At 68.9% G+C, this 17,514-nt stretch carries 11 protein-coding genes and 1 riboswitch; of the genes, 6 read left to right on the top strand and 5 right to left on the bottom strand.

Going from position 1 to position 17,514, the window contains the following annotated elements:
• Window positions 1-3: 3 nt before the first annotated feature.
• Entirely contained in the window at window positions 4-1,896 is a 1,893-nt protein-coding gene (locus tag ACTJKJ_RS21960) for a TonB-dependent receptor domain-containing protein (protein ID WP_440822044.1), read from the bottom strand.
• Between the two features lie 70 nt (window positions 1,897-1,966).
• Window positions 1,967-2,241: riboswitch (cobalamin riboswitch) on the bottom strand.
• Between the two features lie 134 nt (window positions 2,242-2,375).
• Entirely contained in the window at window positions 2,376-3,299 is a 924-nt protein-coding gene (locus ACTJKJ_RS21955) for a LysR family transcriptional regulator (RefSeq protein ID WP_297381718.1), read from the bottom strand.
• Window positions 3,300-3,395: 96 nt separating this feature from the next.
• Between ACTJKJ_RS21955 and metE the strand changes: the two genes are divergently transcribed.
• Window positions 3,396-5,732 carry a 5-methyltetrahydropteroyltriglutamate--homocysteine S-methyltransferase gene (gene metE / locus ACTJKJ_RS21950; RefSeq protein ID WP_440822042.1) on the top strand — a complete coding sequence of 779 codons (2,337 nt, stop codon included), beginning with the start codon at window positions 3,396-3,398 and terminating at the stop codon, window positions 5,730-5,732.
• Window positions 5,733-6,001: 269 nt separating this feature from the next.
• Here the strand turns inward: metE and ACTJKJ_RS21945 are convergent, their stop codons facing one another.
• Entirely contained in the window at window positions 6,002-6,979 is a 978-nt protein-coding gene (locus ACTJKJ_RS21945; RefSeq protein WP_297381714.1) for a GMP reductase, read from the bottom strand.
• Window positions 6,980-7,225: 246 nt separating this feature from the next.
• Here ACTJKJ_RS21945 and ACTJKJ_RS21940 point away from each other — a divergent pair, with 246 nt between their 5' ends.
• The 4 genes from ACTJKJ_RS21940 to ACTJKJ_RS21925 all read left to right on the top strand — a co-directional run bounded on the left by ACTJKJ_RS21940 (window position 7,226) and on the right by ACTJKJ_RS21925 (window position 14,048).
• Window positions 7,226-8,347 (top strand): beta-ketoacyl-ACP synthase III, encoded by a 1,122-nt coding sequence (locus ACTJKJ_RS21940; RefSeq protein WP_440822040.1) that lies wholly within the window; start codon window positions 7,226-7,228, stop codon window positions 8,345-8,347.
• Window positions 8,348-8,460: 113 nt separating this feature from the next.
• Window positions 8,461-9,474, top strand: coding sequence for a substrate-binding domain-containing protein (locus ACTJKJ_RS21935; protein WP_440822038.1), 1,014 nt, complete (start codon window positions 8,461-8,463; stop codon window positions 9,472-9,474).
• 14 nt (window positions 9,475-9,488) lie between these two features.
• Window positions 9,489-12,668 carry a response regulator gene (locus ACTJKJ_RS21930; protein ID WP_440822036.1) on the top strand — a complete coding sequence of 1,060 codons (3,180 nt, stop codon included), beginning with the start codon at window positions 9,489-9,491 and terminating at the stop codon, window positions 12,666-12,668.
• Between the two features lie 951 nt (window positions 12,669-13,619).
• The gene (locus ACTJKJ_RS21925) at window positions 13,620-14,048 is read left to right on the top strand and encodes a hypothetical protein (RefSeq protein WP_440822034.1); all 429 of its coding nucleotides are present in this window, start codon (window positions 13,620-13,622) and stop codon (window positions 14,046-14,048) included.
• A 119-nt stretch (window positions 14,049-14,167) separates the two neighbouring features.
• Here the strand turns inward: ACTJKJ_RS21925 and ACTJKJ_RS21920 are convergent, their stop codons facing one another.
• Both ACTJKJ_RS21920 and ACTJKJ_RS21915 read right to left on the bottom strand, forming a co-directional pair.
• Window positions 14,168-15,193, bottom strand: a complete 1,026-nt coding sequence (locus ACTJKJ_RS21920) for a ribonuclease T2 family protein (RefSeq protein ID WP_440822032.1) — start codon at window positions 15,191-15,193, stop codon at window positions 14,168-14,170.
• 83 nt (window positions 15,194-15,276) lie between these two features.
• A complete protein-coding gene (locus ACTJKJ_RS21915) occupies window positions 15,277-16,257 on the bottom strand; it encodes a LysR family transcriptional regulator (RefSeq protein WP_440822030.1) in 981 nt (326 codons plus the stop codon).
• Window positions 16,258-16,348: 91 nt separating this feature from the next.
• Here ACTJKJ_RS21915 and ACTJKJ_RS21910 point away from each other — a divergent pair, with 91 nt between their 5' ends.
• On the top strand, window positions 16,349-17,500 hold the full coding sequence (locus ACTJKJ_RS21910; protein WP_440822028.1) for an ABC transporter substrate-binding protein: 1,152 nt from the start codon (window positions 16,349-16,351) through the stop codon (window positions 17,498-17,500).
• Window positions 17,501-17,514 lie beyond the last annotated feature (14 nt).

Below are 17,514 nucleotides of genomic sequence, written 5' to 3'. Positions count from 1 at the left end.
GGCTCAGAAGCCCTTCATGTCATAGCGCACGCCGACCCAGGCCTGGCGGCCGAGGCCCTGGTAGGCGTAGACCGGCTCGACATCGCGGTCCGCCGCGTTGAGGACCTTGGCCTCCAGGCGCCATTGCGGCAGGAAGCGCCAGCTGGCGCGCAGGTCCAGCAGCGCGTAGCCGCCCAGCGTGGCGCCGATGTCCGGTCGCTTGCCGATGTCGGTCAGCGTCGCCCCCGCGCTCCAGGCGCCGGTGTCGTAATCGACGGAGACACTTTCCTGGTGCGCCGCGCGACGGATCAGCCGCGCGCCGGTGTCGGTGTCCTTCGCATCGAGGAAGTCCACGTTCGCGGCCAGGTTCCAGTTGCCGATGCGGTGCGCGCCGGTCAGCGTCGCGCCGGTGAGCTTGGCCCGGCCGACGTTGGCCGCGCAGCCGAAGGCGAAGTCCGGTGCCGGCGGGCACAGGGTCGGATCGGGGTTGTAGATGATCAGGTCCTTGACCTTGTTGCGATAGACCGTCGCCGACGCGCTGCTCGCGCCGGAGCGCCAGTTCAGGCCGATCTCCGCGCTGCGGCCCTGCTCGGGACGGATGTCGCGGTGGCCGTAGAAGGGGAAGTCGGTGTCGTTGAAGGTCGGCGCGCGGAAGGTCTTGCCCGCCAGCGCCTGCAGCTTCAGCGTCGGACTCAGCGCGATGCTGCCGCCCAGGCTGCCGGTGGTGTTGTCGCCGTAGACCGAGTTCTCGTCGCGGCGCAGGTTGGCCTCCAGGGCGGCCGGGCCGAACAGGCCGCTGTAGCCCGCGATGTAGGCGTTGTTGGTGCGCTTGAGCGTGTCGCTGGTGACGCCGTCCGCCTTTTCCTCGAGGCGCTCGTAGGCCAGCACCAGTTGCTGGTCCGGCGCCAGGCGCAGCGCGTTCTGCCAGGTCGCCTGGTCGCGGGTGGTCTTGAAGCGCGTCGCGTCGGCCAGGCCGCTGACCGAGTCGTCGGTGCCGCGCGCGAACTGCAGCGTCGTCGTCCAGATCGGCGAGAGCGTGCCGCGGTAGTCGAGCGCCGCCTGGCGCGTCTTGAGCCGGTTGCGGAAGTCGCCTTCCGGATGCGCGACGAACTGGTCGTCGAAGGTGGCGCTGTCGTATTGCGCGTTCAGGCGGCTCTGCGTCGCGCTGACGCCGATGCGGTGGCCCTCCGCCGGCGTGAAGCCCAGCCGGGCCGACGCCACCGTGCGGGTGAAGCCGTCCTTGTCCGGGTTGTAGGAACTGTTGTCGCGGTCGCCGCGGATCGCGGTCGTGCCGTCGCTGGTGTCGCGGCTGAGGCTGGCCGCGTAGTCGAAACCGGCCTGCGCGCCGCTGACCGACACGTCGCCTTGGCGCGAGCCGTACTCGCCCACGGCCACGCCGGTGCGCAGCTCCAGCGGGCCCTGGCCCTGGCGGGTGACGATCTGGATCACGCCGCCGACCGCATCGGCGCCGTACAGGCCGGAGGCCGGACCGCGCAGGACCTCGATGCGCTCGATGTTGGCCAGGCTCATGGCCTCGAAGGACACCTGGCCCAGCGTCGCCGAGCCGACCCGCACGCCGTCGATCATCACGACCGTGGCGCTGGTGTTGGCGCCGCGCAGGAAGTAGCCCGCCGTCTGGCCGGGACCGCCGTTGGCCGCCAGCTGCAGGCCGGCGTAGCGGCGCAGCACGTCGGCGACGCTGCCGGCGCCGCTGTCGCGCAGGGTGTCGGCGTCGATGAGCACGACGTCCGCGACGCTGCGGCTCAGCGGCTGGGCCTCGCGGGTGCCGATGACGATGACCGGGTCGAGCGAGGACTGCGCGAGGGCGACGGAGGGGACGGTGGACAGGACCGGGGCGGCGATCAGCGCGGCACGGGCAACGGCGCGCAGCGCGGCGCGGGGACGGGAGGCTTGCATGTCGGAATCACAAAGCGGCGGCAGACGGCCGCTTCCCCGCGGCCGCATGCGGAATGGACGCGTCGCGGGGCGACGGGTCCGCCTGTTGGCCGGTATCCGGGCTGTCGGAAGAACGAACCCGTGGTGCCTTCCCGGACGACCGTCCAGTGGATCCAGCCACGAGTCGCGCGCCGCTGGGGCCGATGCCATCGGGGGTCGACGGCGTCGGCCGGGCGCGCCTTCCGCTTACCGTTGCGGGGGCAGCTCAGGTTGGGGCCGTGGCCGCGGGCGGGCGACCCTTCCTGATTCCCGTTGAACTGCGCCGGCGGAGGGCCGGGCGCGAGCACCAACGGGCGGCATCATAGCGGCGGCCCCGTGGCGCCGATGCCGCATCCGGGCCTCACGACGCGGCGGGGCGCTCGGCACGTCGCCGGCCTCACCGCCAACGGCTTGCCTCTGCACAGGGCGTCGCGGACGACGACCGGCGGCTCGGCGCGCGCTCACAACAGGCTGACGCCGCCCAGGTTCACCAGCGAGGTCTCGCGCATGATCCGCACGAAATCGGCCAGGAAGGGCTTGGCCGCCAGCCGCCCGGTGCTCACCGCGTAGAGCCGGCCGGTCAGGCCCGACGGCCCGATGCGCTGGCGCGCCACGTAGCCCCGCGCCAGGTAGCCCTCGACCGCCCACAGCGGCAGCGCCGCGAAGCCGCGCCCGCTCGCGACCAGCTGCAGCATCGCCACCGTCAGCTCGCTGGTGCGGCGTGGCGGCGTCACGCCCGCGGGTTTGAGCACGCTGCGCACCAGGTCCAGCATCTCGTCGGGCACCGGGTAATGGATGTAGGCCTGCGCGGCGAAGTCCTCGGCCTCCAGCCAGGGCTTGGCCAGCAGCGGGTGCCCCTTGGGCAGCAGCGCCACGATCTCGAAGCTGAACAGCGGATGCACCGCGACGCCCGATTCCTCCGCGTCCACGTCCGAGACGATCGCCAACTCGGCGCGGTCCTGGTGCAGCAGCCCGACCGGATCGGCCTGGAAGCCCGACACGATGTCGAGCTCGACCTCCGGCCAGCGCTCGCGGAAGGCGTCCATCGCCGGCATCAGCCAGTCGAAGCAGGTGTGGCACTCGACCGCGATCCGCAGCTGTCCGGCCGATCCCTCGACCAGCTTGCGCACGTCGCGGTCGGCCTCGTCGATCTGCGGCAGCACCAGCTCGGCGAGCTTGAGCAGCCGCTGCCCCGCCACGCCGAAGCTCAGCGGCGAGGACTTGCGCTCGAAGAGCTCGGTGCCGTAATGGTCCTCCAGCCCCTTGAGCTGGTGCGACAGCGCCGACTGCGTGAGGTTCAGCAGCTGGGCGGCGCGGGACAGGTTGCCGGCCTCGCGCAGGGCCAGCAGCGTGCGCAGGTGGCGCAACTCCAGAGGTGTCTGCATGAGCGATCCTAATGACGAAGGCAAAAAACTTTCGTTTGAATCATAGTTCGCCAGCGGCGAACATTCCGAATCCCATTCAATTTCGAAGAGAACAACATGATTCGGACTCATGTGCTGGGCTTCCCCCGCATTGGCGCCAACCGCGAGCTGAAGTTCGCCCTGGAGCGCCACTGGCGCGGCGAAATCGACGAGGCGGCGCTTCAGGACGTCGCCGCCGAGTTGCGGGCCCGGCACTGGCGCCTGCAAGCCGGCGCCGGCCTGGACCACGTCACCGTGGGCGACTTCGCGCTCTACGACCAGGTCGCCGACTTGATCCAGCTGTTCGGCTGCGAGCCGGCGCGCTTCGGCTTCACCGGCGAGGAGTCGCCGCTGCGGCGCTACTTCGCCATGGCGCGGGGCGTGGCGGCGCATGACCACGGCGAGGCTTGCGGTTGCGGCGCCTCGGCGGGCGAGGGCGCGGCGGCGCTGGAGATGACCAAGTGGTTCGACACGAACTACCACTACCTCGTCCCCGAGTTCGACGCCGCCACCGCCTTCACGCTGCACGCCGACCGGCTGCTGGCCGAGGTCGACCAGGCGATCGCGCTCCCCGCGAGTCCCAAGGCGGCGCTGCTGGGGCCGGTGAGCTTCCTGTTCCTGGGCAAGAGCAAGGAGGCGGGCTTCGACCGCCTCGCGCTGCTGGACCGCCTGCTGCCGGTGTACGAGCAACTGCTGGTGAAGCTCGCGGCGCGCGGCGTGACCTGGGTGCAGCTGGACGAGCCCATCCTCGGCCTGGACCTGGCGCCGGCCTGGCAGGACGCGCTGCGCCGCGCCTACGAGCGGCTCGGCCAGGTCGACCAGCAGGTGCTGCTGGCGAGCTACTTCTCGCCGCTGGCGGAGAACCTGGCGCTCGCCTGCGGGCTGCCGGTGGCCGGGCTGCATGTGGACGCGGTGCGCGCCGCCGGTGAGCTGCGGGACGTCGCGCGGACGCTGCCGCTGGACCGGGAGTTGTCGGTGGGCATCGTCGACGGCCGCAACGTGTGGCGCGCCGACCTGGACGCGGCGCTCGAGACCGTGCGCGAGCTGCGCGAGTTGCGCGGCGGGCGGCTGTGGCTGGCGGCGTCGTGCTCGCTGCTGCATGTGCCGATGAGCCTGCGCGACGACCCGGTGGTCGACGCCGACGTGCGGCCGTGGCTGGCCGGCGCGGTCGAGAAACTGGAGGAGCTGCGCGTGCTCAAGCGCGCGCTGTGGGGCGACGAGGCGGCGGTTGCCGATGCGCTGATCGAGGCGCGCCAGGCACGCGCCGCGCGCGCGGCGAGCCCGCGTGTGCGTCGGCTCGACATCGCCCGGCGCGTCGCGGCGCTGCCGGCGGATGCGGACCGGCGCGCCTCCCCGTTCCCGCGGCGCCAGGCCGCGCAGCGTGAGCGGCTGCGCCTGCCCACCTTCCCGACGACCACGATCGGTTCCTTCCCGCAGACGCCGGCTATCCGCGCGGCGCGGGCGGCCTTCAAGCGCGGCGAGCTCGATGCCCAGGCCTACCGCGCCGCGATGCGCGGCGAGATCGAGGACGCGGTGCGGCGCCAGGAGGCGCTCGGGCTGGACGTGCTGGTGCACGGAGAAGCCGAGCGCAACGACATGGTCGAGTACTTCGGTGAGCAGCTGGACGGTTTCGCGTTCACCGCCAACGGCTGGGTGCAGTCCTACGGCTCGCGCTGCGTGAAGCCGCCGGTGCTGTTCGGCGACGTCGCGCGGCCAGCGCCGATGACGGTCGAGTGGACGCGCTTCGCGCAGGGCCTCACCGACCGGCCGATGAAGGGCATGCTCACCGGGCCGATCACGATCCTGCAATGGTCCTTCGTGCGCGACGACCAGCCGCGCGCCGACACGGCGCTGCAGATCGCGCTGGCCATCCGGGACGAGGTCGCCGACCTGGAGGCCGCCGGCATCGCCGTCATCCAGATCGACGAGCCGGCGATCCGCGAGGGACTGCCGCTGCGCCAGGCGGAGCGGGCCGGCTACCTCGCGTGGGCGACGCGCGCCTTCCGCGTCGCCGCATCACCGGTCGGGGACGCGACGCAGATCCACACGCACATGTGCTACTCGGAGTTCAACGACATCCTCCCGGACATCGCCGCGATGGATGCCGACGTCATCACCATCGAGACCAGCCGTTCCGACATGGAGCTGCTGCGCGGCTTCGGCGGGGAGGGAGGCGGTTTCCGCTATCCCAACGAGATCGGCCCCGGCGTCTACGACATCCATTCGCCCCGGGTGCCCGGCAGCGACGAGATGCTGCGGCTGCTGCGCAAGGCGGCGGAGGTGATTCCCGCGGATCAGCTGTGGGTCAATCCGGACTGCGGCCTGAAGACGCGGGGATGGCCGGAGACCGAGGCGGCGCTGCGGCACATGGTGGAGGCGGCGAAGGCGCTGCGCGGCGAAGGGCTCGCCCGCTGAGCGACGACGCGGGGGACGACCACTTCGCGCAGTGGGGGTGGCCCACCTCGATGAGGGGCTGGAAGGGCGACGGGCGCTCATTTCAGGGCACGCCGGACGTGTTGAAGAACTGCGCTCCGGAGGCTTTCCTTGAAGTTCGACACGGGGGCGCGTCCGGACGATGGCATCACCAATATTTCCACTGTCGTCATTGATTTCGGCTGAAGAAAAACCCGGCCTGAGCCGGGTTTCTCGTTAAGGTTCCTCGTCAACCAGCGGGCAGCGATGTGTTACATGAACAAATGTTCTCCGGCGTTCTCACCGCCTAGCACCACGTAATTCACCTTGCGCAGATCCGCCAAGCTGCGACCGCCAGCGTAGGAAATCGAGCTCTGCAGGTCTTCTTCCATTTCCCGGAAGGTGTCGGCCAGCTTGCCCTTCACCGGCTCGAGGATGCGCTTGCCCTCGACGTGTTTGTATTCACCCTTGTTGAAGTCGGACGCGGAGCCGTAGTACTCCTTGTAGCGCCGGCCGTCGACCTCGACGGTATTGCCCGGCGACTCCTCGTGGCCCGCGAACAGCGAGCCGATCATCACCATCGCCGCGCCGAAGCGCACGCTCTTGGCGATGTCGCCGTGATGGCGGATGCCGCCGTCGGCAATGATCGGTTTGGTCGCCACGCGCGCGCACCACTTGAGCGCCGACAACTGCCAGCCCCCCGTGCCGAAGCCGGTCTTGAGCCGCGTGATGCAGACCTTGCCCGGGCCGATGCCGACCTTGGTCGCGTCCGCGCCCCAGTTCTCCAGGTCGATGACGCCCTCCGGCGTGCCCACGTTCCCCGCGATCACGAAGGTCTGCGGCAGCTTCTGCTTGATGTGGGCGATCATCCGCTGCACCGCGTCGGCGTGGCCGTGGGCGATGTCGATGGTGATGTAGTCGGCGCCCAGGCCCTCGGCCGCGAGGCGGTCGATGAGCGCGTAGTCGGCTTCCTTGACGCCGGCGCTGAGGGAGACCAGCAGGCCCTTGTCCCGCATCGTGCGGGCGAAGGCGACCGCGTCCAGGTCGAAGCGATGCATCACGTAGAAGTAGCCGTTGGCGGCCAGCCATTCGGTGATGGACTCGTCGACGACCGTCTTCATGTTGGCCGGCACCACCGGCAGCTTGAAGCGGCGGGGGCCGAAGTCGATCGAGGTGTCGCACTCGCTGCGGCTGGTCACGCGGCACTTGCGCGGCAGCAGCAGGATGTTGTCGTAGTCAAAGATTTCCATGGTCCAAAGTCGCAAAGTCGGGCTGCGTTGATGCAGTGCATGCCCTGGGCTGCGAGCGCTTGACTTGGGACCCGGCCAAAAAAAACCGGGTCCCAAAATTTGGGCCCGGTGGCTCATTCTACGCATGCCCCGGCGACGGTCTCGCCACCTTGCGGTGCAGCATGCACGGATCGGGGGCTTTTGAGCGCAGTTCGCTAAACTTCGCCCCCTTGGCCCCTCACCGGGCGACCTCAAAAGACCAGCCCCATGCATTCCGTCGTCATCAGCGGCACCGGCCTGTACCAACCGCCGCACGTCATCACCAACACCGAGCTGGTGGAGGCCTTCAACCGCTACGTCGACCTGCAGAACGCCGAGCACGCCCAGGCCATCGCTGCCGGCACGCGCGAGCCGCTGGTGCATTCGAGCGTCGAGTTCATCGAGAAGGCCTCTGGCATCAAGCAGCGCTACGTGATCGAGAAGGAAGGCGTGCTGGACCCGACGCGCATGTACCCGCGCTTCCAGGAACGCGCCGACGACCAGCTGTCGCTGATGGCCGAGATCGCCGTCGACGCCGCCCGCAAGGCGCTGGCCGCGGCGGGGCGCCAGCCGGAAGACGTCGACGCGGTGTTCTGCTCGGCCGCCAACATGCAACGCGCCTATCCGGCGATGGCGGTGGAGATCCAGCAGGCGCTGGGCGCGGGCGGCTATGGCTTCGACATGAACGTGGCCTGCTCGTCGGCCACCTTCGCGCTGGAGCAGGCCTACAACGCTGTGCGTTCGGGCGCGTCCAAGTGCGTGCTGATCGTGAATCCGGAGATCACCTCGGCCCACCTCGAATGGAAGGACCGCGACTGCCACTTCATCTTCGGCGACGTCTGCACGGCCATCCTTGTCGAGCGCGCCGACCTGGCGGTCGCCCCGGAGCAGTGGGAGATCCTCGGCACCAAGCTGGCGACGCAGTTCTCCAACAACATCCGCAACAACTTCGGCTTCATGAACAAGGCCGAGGACAGCGATCCCGACGCGCGCGACAAGACCTTCCGGCAGGAAGGCCGCAAGGTGTTCAAGGAGGTGGTGCCCATCGCCGCCGCGCACATCGAGAACCATCTCGCCGCGCTGCACATCCAGCCCACCGACGTCAGCCGCTACTGGCTGCACCAGGCCAACCTGGGCATGAACCAGCTGGTGATCAAAAAGCTGGTCGGCGGCGAGGCCGGCGCGGAGATCGCGCCGCTGATCCTGGACACCTATGCCAACACCGCCTCGGCGGGCTCGGTGATCGCCTTCCACGAGCATCGCGCCAACCTGAAGCAGGGCGACCTGGGCGTGATCTGCTCGTTCGGTGCGGGGTATTCGGTGGGCAGCGTGATCGTCAGGAAGCGCTGAGATCCCACCGGGCCCCCTGAACAGGTGGCCCGCTCCCCCGGCGGAACGGCGCAGCATTGCGGCGGGAGCGCCGCCCCTGTCGGGCGGTCGCGCCGTTCACCAAGGAGCGCACCATGGTCCCGTTGCTCCGCGTGCTGCGTGTGCTGTGTGGATTGGCCTGTGGCGCCGCGCTGCTGTCGGTTCCGGCGCCGGCGTTCGCGCAGCCTGAGCCGCCGCCCCGTCACCGGATCGTGATCATGCCCAAGCTGGTAGGCATCGCGTACTACGACGCGGTGAAGACCGGCATCGACGCCGCCGCCCGCGAGCTGCCCGATGTGTCGGTGACCTGGACCGGGCCGACGCAGGACCAGGTCGAGAAGCAGATCGAGATGATCGAGCGGCTCATCCCCACGAAACCGGACCTGATCGCGGTCGCGTCGAACGACCCGGTCGCGATCGCGCCGGTGCTGGCCAAGGCGCAGCGCGCCGGCATCCGCGTGATGAGCTGGGACGGCGACAGCCAGCAGCGCGAGTTCTTCGTCAACCTGGTGGACTTCGAGGAATTCGGCGCGCGGCTGGTCGAGTCCGTGGTGCGCGAGATCGGCCCCAAGGGCGACATCGCCCTCGTCACCACCAGCTTCACCGCGCCGAACCAGACCAGCTGGATCGACGCGATGAAGCGGACGATCTACCGCCAGCATCCGGAGCTGCGCATCGTCGACATCCGGCCCGCGGGCGAGAGCACCGAGGAGGCCTACCGGATCGCGCAGGACTACCTGAAGTCGATGCCCGGCCTGAAGGCCATCGTCGCCCTGGGCGCGCCCAACCTGCCCGGCGTCGCGCGCGCGGTCCGGGATGCGGGTCGCGTCGGCCAGGTGGCCGTCATCGGCAACTCGACGCCCAACCTGATGCGCGCTTTCCTCAAGGACGGCACGGTCCGCACCGTGCTGCTCTGGAACGCGCCGGACCACGGCTACCTCACCGTCTACTGCGCGCGCCAGCTGCTCACCGGCGGCCTGAAGGCGGGGCAGGCCTTCGACGCCGGCCGGCTCGGCCGCTTCACGCCGCGCAAGGACGCGATCAGCCTGCAGGTGGCGCTGCCCGTCATGGTGTTCACGAAAGACAACGTGGACCAGTTCAGGTTCTGAGGCGAGGACCGGCCGTGAAGGTCTCGACGCGACTCAACCTGCTGTCGCTGCTCATCGTGCTGGCGATGACGGCCCTGGTGCTGGGCGCGGCGGTGGTGTTCCTGCAGTCCGACCTGCGGCAGTCGCGCGAGCGCCTGATGCAGCTGGAACTGCAGGGCGCGACCCAGGCGATCCGGCAGCAGCTGTACCGCTCCGGCGTGCGCGCGGCCGCCCGGGAGGCCGAGGAGCAGCTGCGTCAGCTGCGCCAGAAGGAGGGCTTCGCCTCGGCCACGCTCTTCATCGTCGAGCGCAACGACCTGCGCGTCGTCTACCACCCGCAGGGGCCGATCGGCCAACGCGCCCGGCACGCCTTCGTCGCGGAGATGGTGCGGCAGGGGACCGGCTCGCTGGAGTACGACTATCTGGGCGACCGCCGCATGGCGGTGTTCCATGGGCTGGAGCCCGTCGGATGGGTGATCGGCGTGGCCGTGTCGCAGCAGGAGATGTACGCGCCGATGGTCCGGTTCATGCGGGCGATCGGTGGCATCACCTTCGTCGCCCTGTGCCTGGGGGGACTGATGGTCCACCTGTTCGGCCGCTGGCTGATGCGGCGCGTGCGCGTGGCGCTGGACTGCGTCGAGCGCATCGAGCACGGCGACCTGACGGCGCGGGTGGCGCAGGCGGGCGTCGACGACGAGATCGGCGAGCTGCAGCGCGGCATCAACGCGATGGCCGGGCGCATCGAGGAACGCACCGCCTCGCAGCACGAGGCGCAACAGGCCCTGAGCGCGAGCGAGACGCGCCTGCGCCGCGTGATCGAGTCCAGCATGATCGGCATCTTCTTCTGGGAGGTGTCGGGCGCGGTGACCGAGACCAACGACGCCTTCCTGGAGATCATCGGCTACACCCGCGAGGACCTGGAGGCGGGGCGCATCGACTGGACGGCGCTCACGCCGCCGGAGGAGGCCGAGGCCGACCGGCGGGCGATCGAGCAGCTGCGCGCCACCGGTCGCTGCGCGTCCTACGAGAAGCACTACCTCCACCGGGACGGGCACCGGGTGCCGGTGCTGATCGGCGGCGCGCTGCTGAGCGATTCGACCCGGCAGGGCGTGGCCTTCATCGTCGACCTCAGCGAGCGCCGCCAGGCCGAGGCCGACCGGCACGCGCGTCGCGTGGCCGAGGCGGCGAGCAGCGCCAAGAGCGAGTTCCTGGCCAACATGAGCCACGAGATCCGCACGCCGATGAACGCGATCCTGGGCATGTCCTACCTCGCGCTGCAAAGCGGGCTCAACCCGCAGCAGCACAACTACATCCAGAAGGTGCATGCCTCGGCCGAATCGCTGCTGGGGATCATCAACGACATCCTGGACTTCTCGAAGATCGAGGCCGGCAAGCTGGACATGGAGGCGATCCCGTTCAACCTGTCGGACGTGATGGACAACCTGGCCAACCTGATCGGGCTGAAGGCGGAGGAGAAGGGGCTGGAGTTGCTGTTCGTCGAGCCGCCGGAGTTGCCCGAGGCGCTGGTCGGTGACCCGTCGCGACTGGGGCAGGTGCTGCTGAACCTGGGCAACAACGCCGTCAAGTTCACCGAGCGCGGCGAGGTCGTCATCGGCGTGGCGGTGCTGGCGCGCGACGAAGCTTCGGTGCGCTTGCGCTTCGAGGTGAGCGACACCGGCATCGGCATGAGCGCGGAGCAGCAGGGCCGCCTGTTCGAGCCCTTCACCCAGGCGGACGCGTCGACCAGCCGGCGTTATGGCGGCACCGGCCTGGGCCTGGCGATCAGCCGCCACCTGGTGAGGCTGATGGGCGGCGAGCTCGAGGTCGAGAGCCAGCCGGGGCGGGGCAGCCGGTTCCGTTTCAGCGTGCGGCTGGAACTCGACGCGGCCGCCGACCGGAGCGCCGCGGCGGCGGGCCGTGCCGCGCCCGACCGGACCGGGCTGAAGGGCACGCGCGCGCTGATCGTCGACGACAACGCCTGCGCGCGCGAGGTGGTGGCGGCGATGACGCGCGCGCTCGGGCTGAAGGTCGACACCGCCGCGGAGGGGATGGAGGCGCTGCGCCAGGTGGCGCTCGCGGACGCGCGCGACGAGCCCTACGACCTGCTGCTGCTGGACTGGCGGATGCCCGGCATGGACGGCGTCATGTGCGCGCGGCTGCTGGCCGAGCGCGAGCGTCCACGCCATCCGACGCCGCCGGTGCTGATGCTGACGGCCTTCAGCCGGCACGAGGTGCAGCAGCAACTGGACGATCAAGGCGTGACGGTGGGGGCGCTGCTGACCAAGCCGGTGACGCCGTCGACCCTGTTCGACGCCTGCGCGACCGCGCTCGGACTGGCGGTGGCGCCGACGACGCGTCGCGCCCGGCGCGAGGAATCGCTGCAGGGGGACCGGGCGGCGCTCCGGGGCGCGCGACTCCTGCTGGTCGAGGACAACGCCTTCAACCAGGAGCTCGCGCTGGACGTGCTGGGGCGGGCCGGCATCGAGACGCGGGTGGCGGCCAATGGCCAGGAGGCGCTGGCGATGCTGGCCAGCCATCCCTTCGACGGCGTGCTGATGGACTGCCAGATGCCGGTGATGGACGGCTATGCCGCGACGCAGGCGCTGCGGCGGCAGCCGCAATGGCGCGACCTGCCGGTGATCGCGATGACCGCCAACGCGATGGTGGGAGACCGGGAGAAGGCCCTGGCGGCCGGCATGAACGATCACGTCGCCAAGCCGATCGACATGGAGGAGCTGTTCGCGACGCTGGCTCGCTGGATCCGTCGGGATGCCGGGGCGGTGCGTGCCGGTGGGAAGGACGCTGCCGCGGGGAGCGGTCCGCCGGACCTGCCGGCGCTGCCGGGCGTCGACCTGAAGGTGGGGCTCGCCGGCATGATGGGCGACCGCGCGCTGTATCGGCGCCTGCTGCGCCTGTTCAGGGACCGAGAGACCGATTTCCTGCCGCGCTTCCTCGCCCTGCGCGCCGCGCACGACGCGGCGGCGATGCGGATGGCGCATGACCTCAAGAGCGCCGCGGCGGCGCTGGGCATGAAGGAGGTCCACGCCGCGGCGCAGGCGCTGGAGCAGGCGTGTCTGCGCGATGCGGACGAGGCCGCGCTCGGGCCACTGGCTCAGGCGGTCGATCGCGTGCTGACGCCCGTGCTGGCCGGGCTGCAGGCGCTGGGGGATGAGGCGGTGCCGTCGACCGGCGGGCGGCCGCGCGCTGGCGTCTGAGGCCTCGGACGCGCGCCTTCCGGCGGCCTTGTCGAGCACGAGCACGACGTCGCCGCGCTTCAGGCGGTCGAGCTGATTTGGGGCGTCATCAGAACTGATGATTTTTGGCCGGGATGTCTCTTGCAGAATTCAGAAGGGGCTGATGACAACTTGAAGGGAGGACAGTCGTGCATATTGCCGTCGTGCCGTTTCCAACTGCGAGGCGATTGGTTTCATGAAAATGCGATATCCCCCGCTTGTCGCATGCATGATGGCCGTGATTGGAGTTTTCGTCCATCCGTCGCATGCAATGGGCATTGACGCAACGGAGAGAGAGGCGTATTTCCAAGCAGTCGAAGCCTTCGTTGAGCTTCAACACCCGCCGCCCGGGTCCGATGCATCGCTTAGATGGTCGACTAGTCTCAAGGTGCTTGCACAGTCGAAAGCAAAAGTAGCCGACAGATATTTGGCAGACTTGGCGCTATTTAAGCTTGATGGAGAAGTCGGATCTGAATGGTCATGCGCAGCGTCGAAGCGCGCGAAGAACTTCTCAGTTCTTATGAATAAGCGGCTAGCGAGATTTGGGGGAGATAACAGTTGTGCGCAATTGGCTTCCGCGAGAAAGCTTGACGCACAGCAGCTTTGTGCTTCCAGGAAAGAGTTTGAGCGGCGTGTTGAGAAAACTCACCGCGTTCCCCAGCCGGGCGATGATGGGGCATGTTCGTAGCCTTTCCACGATCATCTCACTGGTGGTTACCGTCGCGCTTATCTTGGACGCTGCGGTGCTGTCCTCGCGACCCCTTCGGACTGGCCGAGGCGTCAACACCTTGCAGAGTCAAGACAGTGAAAATGATACATCTTCTACTTTTCAGCGCCTTGGGAATGGGAGGGCTCACGGTTGCCTGCGCGAAAGAACCGGAAAAGGTTGCCCCTCATCGAGTCTGTATTGGCGTCAACAAATGCATTGGCAGCATGTGGCCCCTGTCCGAGGTTGAAAATGCCTACGGCACGAGAGGGGTGGAGGTCGAAGACGGGATCAAGGAGGTGTGTATTCGGCGTGCCGGGGTTTACCTCCGACTGCAATACGGGCTGCGTTCCACTGGTGGTTTGAAAAGGCCAGCGGCCTTGGATGTTGCTTCCAACGGTCCCCCTGAAAACTGTAAGGCGGTTTCGGTTGAAGGCCCGGCCTTCGTCGTGAGCCCGGTTGCTCTTGGTGAATATGAGGATGACGTCAGGAGCGCTCTTGGCGAGCCGGACGAGGTATGGGAGCCGCAGACCAGTTCCCATGGAATTCTTCCCGGCGAGCGAGGATTCGTCTATGGCGGTCCGGAAAACGCCTTCGTGCTCGTCGTACTCCGAGAGCGCCGAGTAGTGCGAGTCGCTGGCTCCCTTTCGCCGTAAACCGCCGTTTGCCCTGCGATTCGGCCGCATATCTTTCCCGTTGCCGCTCTCTCCCATTGTGGGCATGGGCCCGGCGGGTTTGTGTACCCGCCGAATGGATGAACGGAAATCCGAATTCCTCAGCGCCCGCTCGCCTCGATCCGAATTTCATCCGCGCGGCAGGTGCCGCCGCCACTGCCGCCGGGCTGGTCACCGAGGAGCTGCTTCAGTGACCCGCCCGCCTGGTAATCACGCGGCAGCTTCACCTGGATCTCCGTCAGGTATTGCCCCGAGCACATCAGCTTGACGCTGTCCCGGTACGCGTCGCTGCCGGTCTCGGCCTTCAGCTTGTCGTAGAACGCGCGCTTGGAAATCGACCCGCCGATGTTCTGCCGGATGTACTGCCCGACGCCCGAATCGTTGAACTGCTTCACCAGGTCCACCGCGCGGCGGAAGTACGCGTCCGGATTCATCGCCTGGCAGGTGCCGTGCTTGCGCCACTCGTGCTCGCCGAAGTCCTTCTCGTACAGGAAATTCGGCATCCACGGCCCGATGTAGGCGACCGTCTCCTTCGACAGCGTCATCGGCGCCGTGCTGCAGTTGCCGTAGCTGATGCCGCATTGCTGGCGGTTGGGCCACAGCCCGTGCAGCGTCAGGTTGCTGACCTTGAGCTTGCCGCTCTCCATCGCCTCGCATTCCGGCTTGCCGCGCTTGCCGCCCGCCGTCCATTCGCAGAAGCCGGGCTGCCACGACATCGCCAGCACGAAGCTGTCGTATTCGTTGGCCGTGGAGCACATGCCGCCGCGGCCCGACATCGACGGCCCGTTGCCCTCGGCCGGCGCGCGGCCGGACTTCGCCGGGGCGGAGACTTCCGAGCCGCCGCTCGCGTTGCCGCAGTCGTTCTGCACCCAGCGTTCGGACGGCCGCGCGCCCGGCACCTGCACGCGGGTCCAGCCCGCGTCATGCGTCTCCAGGATCGTGTAGCCGGTGCCCGGCGACAGCTTCGCGCCGTCGGGATTGGTGCTCTTGCGGAAGGACTGGAAGGCCTCGCAGGCGCGCGAGGCGGTGAAGGTGCCGCTGGCGGGCGCCGCCCAGGCCGAGGGCAGGGCGCAGCAGGCGAGCGAGAGGAGCGTCGAGTGAAGAACGGAGCGGAGAGCGAGGCGCATGGGCATCCAGCGGGCTGAAACGACAGCCGGCTTTGTACGTCATCTCGCCGCTCCCCGGGATTCCGCCTGGCTCAGGGGAAGCCTCAGAACCCGATCTCCCACGGCGGCGTGGGTCCGAAATGGCGAGCCAGGAAGTCGGTGAACAGCCCGACCTTCCTGGACAGGGCACTCGAAGGCAGCGCGACGGCGTGGATGCCGATGTCGCGTTCGGCGCGGTCGCGCAGGATCGGCACCAGGCGCTCCGCCTTCAACTCCTCGCCCAGCATGAAGCTGGGCATGCGCACGATGCCGGCACCGGCGACGGCGGCGCTTCGCAGCAGCAGTGCGTTGTTGCTGCGGATGGGGCCGCTCACCGGCACCTCCTCCGGACCGTCCGGCCCGTTGAACGTCCATGCTTCCGGCCGGCGCTCGTGCAGGTTGATCAGGCAGACATGCCGCCGCAAGTCGCCCGGGACGAGCGGCATGCCGTGCGCGCGCAGGTAAGAAGGGGCGGCGCAGGTGACCTGGCTGCAGACCGCGATCCGCCGCACCACCAGATCGACATCGACCTCCCCGCCGACACGGATCGCCAGATCGAAATCGCCGTCCGTCAAGTCTGCGTACAGGTTGCCCAAGGTCACCTCGAACGCGAGCCGCGGATGCTGCGCCTGGAATGCCGCGACGGCGTCGGCCAGGTGCAGACCGCCGAACATCACCGGCGCGGTGATGCGCAGCGCGCCTTGCGGCTGGACATGTTCGTCGGCCGCCTGCCGATCGGCTTCATCCACCTCGGCGAGGATGCGGCGGCAGCGCTCGTGGTAGCTCCGTCCGGCGCTGGTCATCGTGATCTTGCGCGTCGTGCGCAACAGCAGCCGCACGCCCAAGCGCTCCTCGAGCGCCCGCACATGCTTGCCCACCATGCTGGCCGACAGCCCGCACGCGTCGGCGGCCTTCGTCAGGCTGCCCAGCTCGCCGATGCGGACGAAGACTTCCATGCTTGTCAGCCGATCCATCGATTGCCTACTCCAGGTGCGTTCTGTGATCACCGGCGCTGTCTTGATGGGGCCCGGCTCCGCCATCAACATGGCGGGGCCGCATCCTAGCGATGTGGCGTGAAGCGCCCGTCAAGTCCGGCGGGCGCTCGACGGAAATCTTGCGATGAGAGAAAGAACCGACATGCTTCAGAGTCTCCCGCGGCGCCGTGCCGCGATCGCCACGATCGCTGCATCGTGCGCCGCGCTTGCGTCCGCCCTGCTCATGCCGGAGCACGCCCGGGCCGCCACCGCGGCGCCGGCCCCGCTGGCCGAGGAAAGCAAGCCGCTCGACACGCTCTATGACGAAGCGCTTGCCGAAGGCGGCGAACTCGTGGTCTATGCGGGCGGCGACGTCCCTGCCCAGCAGGCGGGCACCGTCAAGGCCTTCCAGGCCCGGTTTCCCGGCATCCATCTGACGATGGTGGTGGACTACAGCAAGTACCACGACGTGCGCGTTGACAACCAGTTCGCCAACGGCCGGCCGGTGCCCGACGTGGTGCAGCTGCAGACGCTGCAGGACTTCCCGCGCTGGAAGCAGCAGGGGCGCTTGCTGTCCTACAAGCCCGCCGGCCATGCCAAGGTGCATGGAGATTTCAAGGATCCGGACGGCGCATGGACCGCCATTGGCGTGATCGCCTTCAGCTACCTGTACGACCCGGCCGCGACCGGCGGCGCGGCGCCCGCCTCGCCGAGGGACCTGGCCGATCCGACATGGCGGGGCAGGATCGCGTCTTCCTATCCCAATGACGACGACGCCGCGCTGTTCCTCTACAAGCTCTACGCCGACGCGTATGGCTGGGACTGGATCCACAGGCTGGCGGCGCAGGACGTCCAGTTCGGCCGCGGCACGCAAAGTCCCGGCGAGGCGGTGCAGGGGCATCGGGCATCGATCGGCATCGCCGGCTCGGGATCACTCACGGCGCCGCCCGATGCGCGGGTCAAGTGGGTCGCTCCGCCAGGGGAGCCTTTCCTGGCATGGGGACAGCGGGCGGCGATCCTGAAGGCGGCGCCACACCCGGCCGCGGCCAAGCTCTACATGAACTGGCAGCTCTCGGCCGAGCGCCAACAGGCGGCCTACAACGGCTGGTCGGTGCGGACGGACATCACGCCGGCCGGCGGGCTGCCGCCGATCTGGACCTATCCCAACGCGCATATCGCCGACTTCGTCGCCTTCATGGAGGACCGCGCCGAAGTGGAACGCTGGCGCCAGACCTTCACCACCTATTTCGGCGAGGTGAAGGGCGAGCCCAGTCCCGGCTGGTTCGGGCCCGGGTGGAAGCCCGCCGCCCGTTGAGGTCGACGGCGCGG

Origin of the sequence: Roseateles sp. 22389, from assembly GCF_052044995.1 — a bacterium.
Lineage (GTDB): Bacteria > Pseudomonadota > Gammaproteobacteria > Burkholderiales > Burkholderiaceae_C > Roseateles.
Note: the sequence above shows the minus strand (reverse complement) of the source record. Positions and strands in the feature narration are given on the sequence as shown.

Coding starts and splice junctions, on each gene's coding strand:
- ACTJKJ_RS21955 (WP_297381718.1), bottom strand. CDS start 3,299: ATGCAGACACCTCTGGAGTTGCGCCACCTGCGCACGCTGCTGGCCCTG.
- ACTJKJ_RS21935 (WP_440822038.1), top strand. CDS start 8,461: ATGGTCCCGTTGCTCCGCGTGCTGCGTGTGCTGTGTGGATTGGCCTGT.
- ACTJKJ_RS21915 (WP_440822030.1), bottom strand. CDS start 16,257: ATGTTGATGGCGGAGCCGGGCCCCATCAAGACAGCGCCGGTGATCACA.
- metE (WP_440822042.1), top strand. CDS start 3,396: ATGATTCGGACTCATGTGCTGGGCTTCCCCCGCATTGGCGCCAACCGC.
- ACTJKJ_RS21910 (WP_440822028.1), top strand. CDS start 16,349: ATGCTTCAGAGTCTCCCGCGGCGCCGTGCCGCGATCGCCACGATCGCT.
- ACTJKJ_RS21920 (WP_440822032.1), bottom strand. CDS start 15,193: ATGCGCCTCGCTCTCCGCTCCGTTCTTCACTCGACGCTCCTCTCGCTC.
- ACTJKJ_RS21945 (WP_297381714.1), bottom strand. CDS start 6,979: ATGGAAATCTTTGACTACGACAACATCCTGCTGCTGCCGCGCAAGTGC.
- ACTJKJ_RS21960 (WP_440822044.1), bottom strand. CDS start 1,896: ATGCAAGCCTCCCGTCCCCGCGCCGCGCTGCGCGCCGTTGCCCGTGCC.
- ACTJKJ_RS21925 (WP_440822034.1), top strand. CDS start 13,620: ATGTGGCCCCTGTCCGAGGTTGAAAATGCCTACGGCACGAGAGGGGTG.
- ACTJKJ_RS21940 (WP_440822040.1), top strand. CDS start 7,226: ATGCATTCCGTCGTCATCAGCGGCACCGGCCTGTACCAACCGCCGCAC.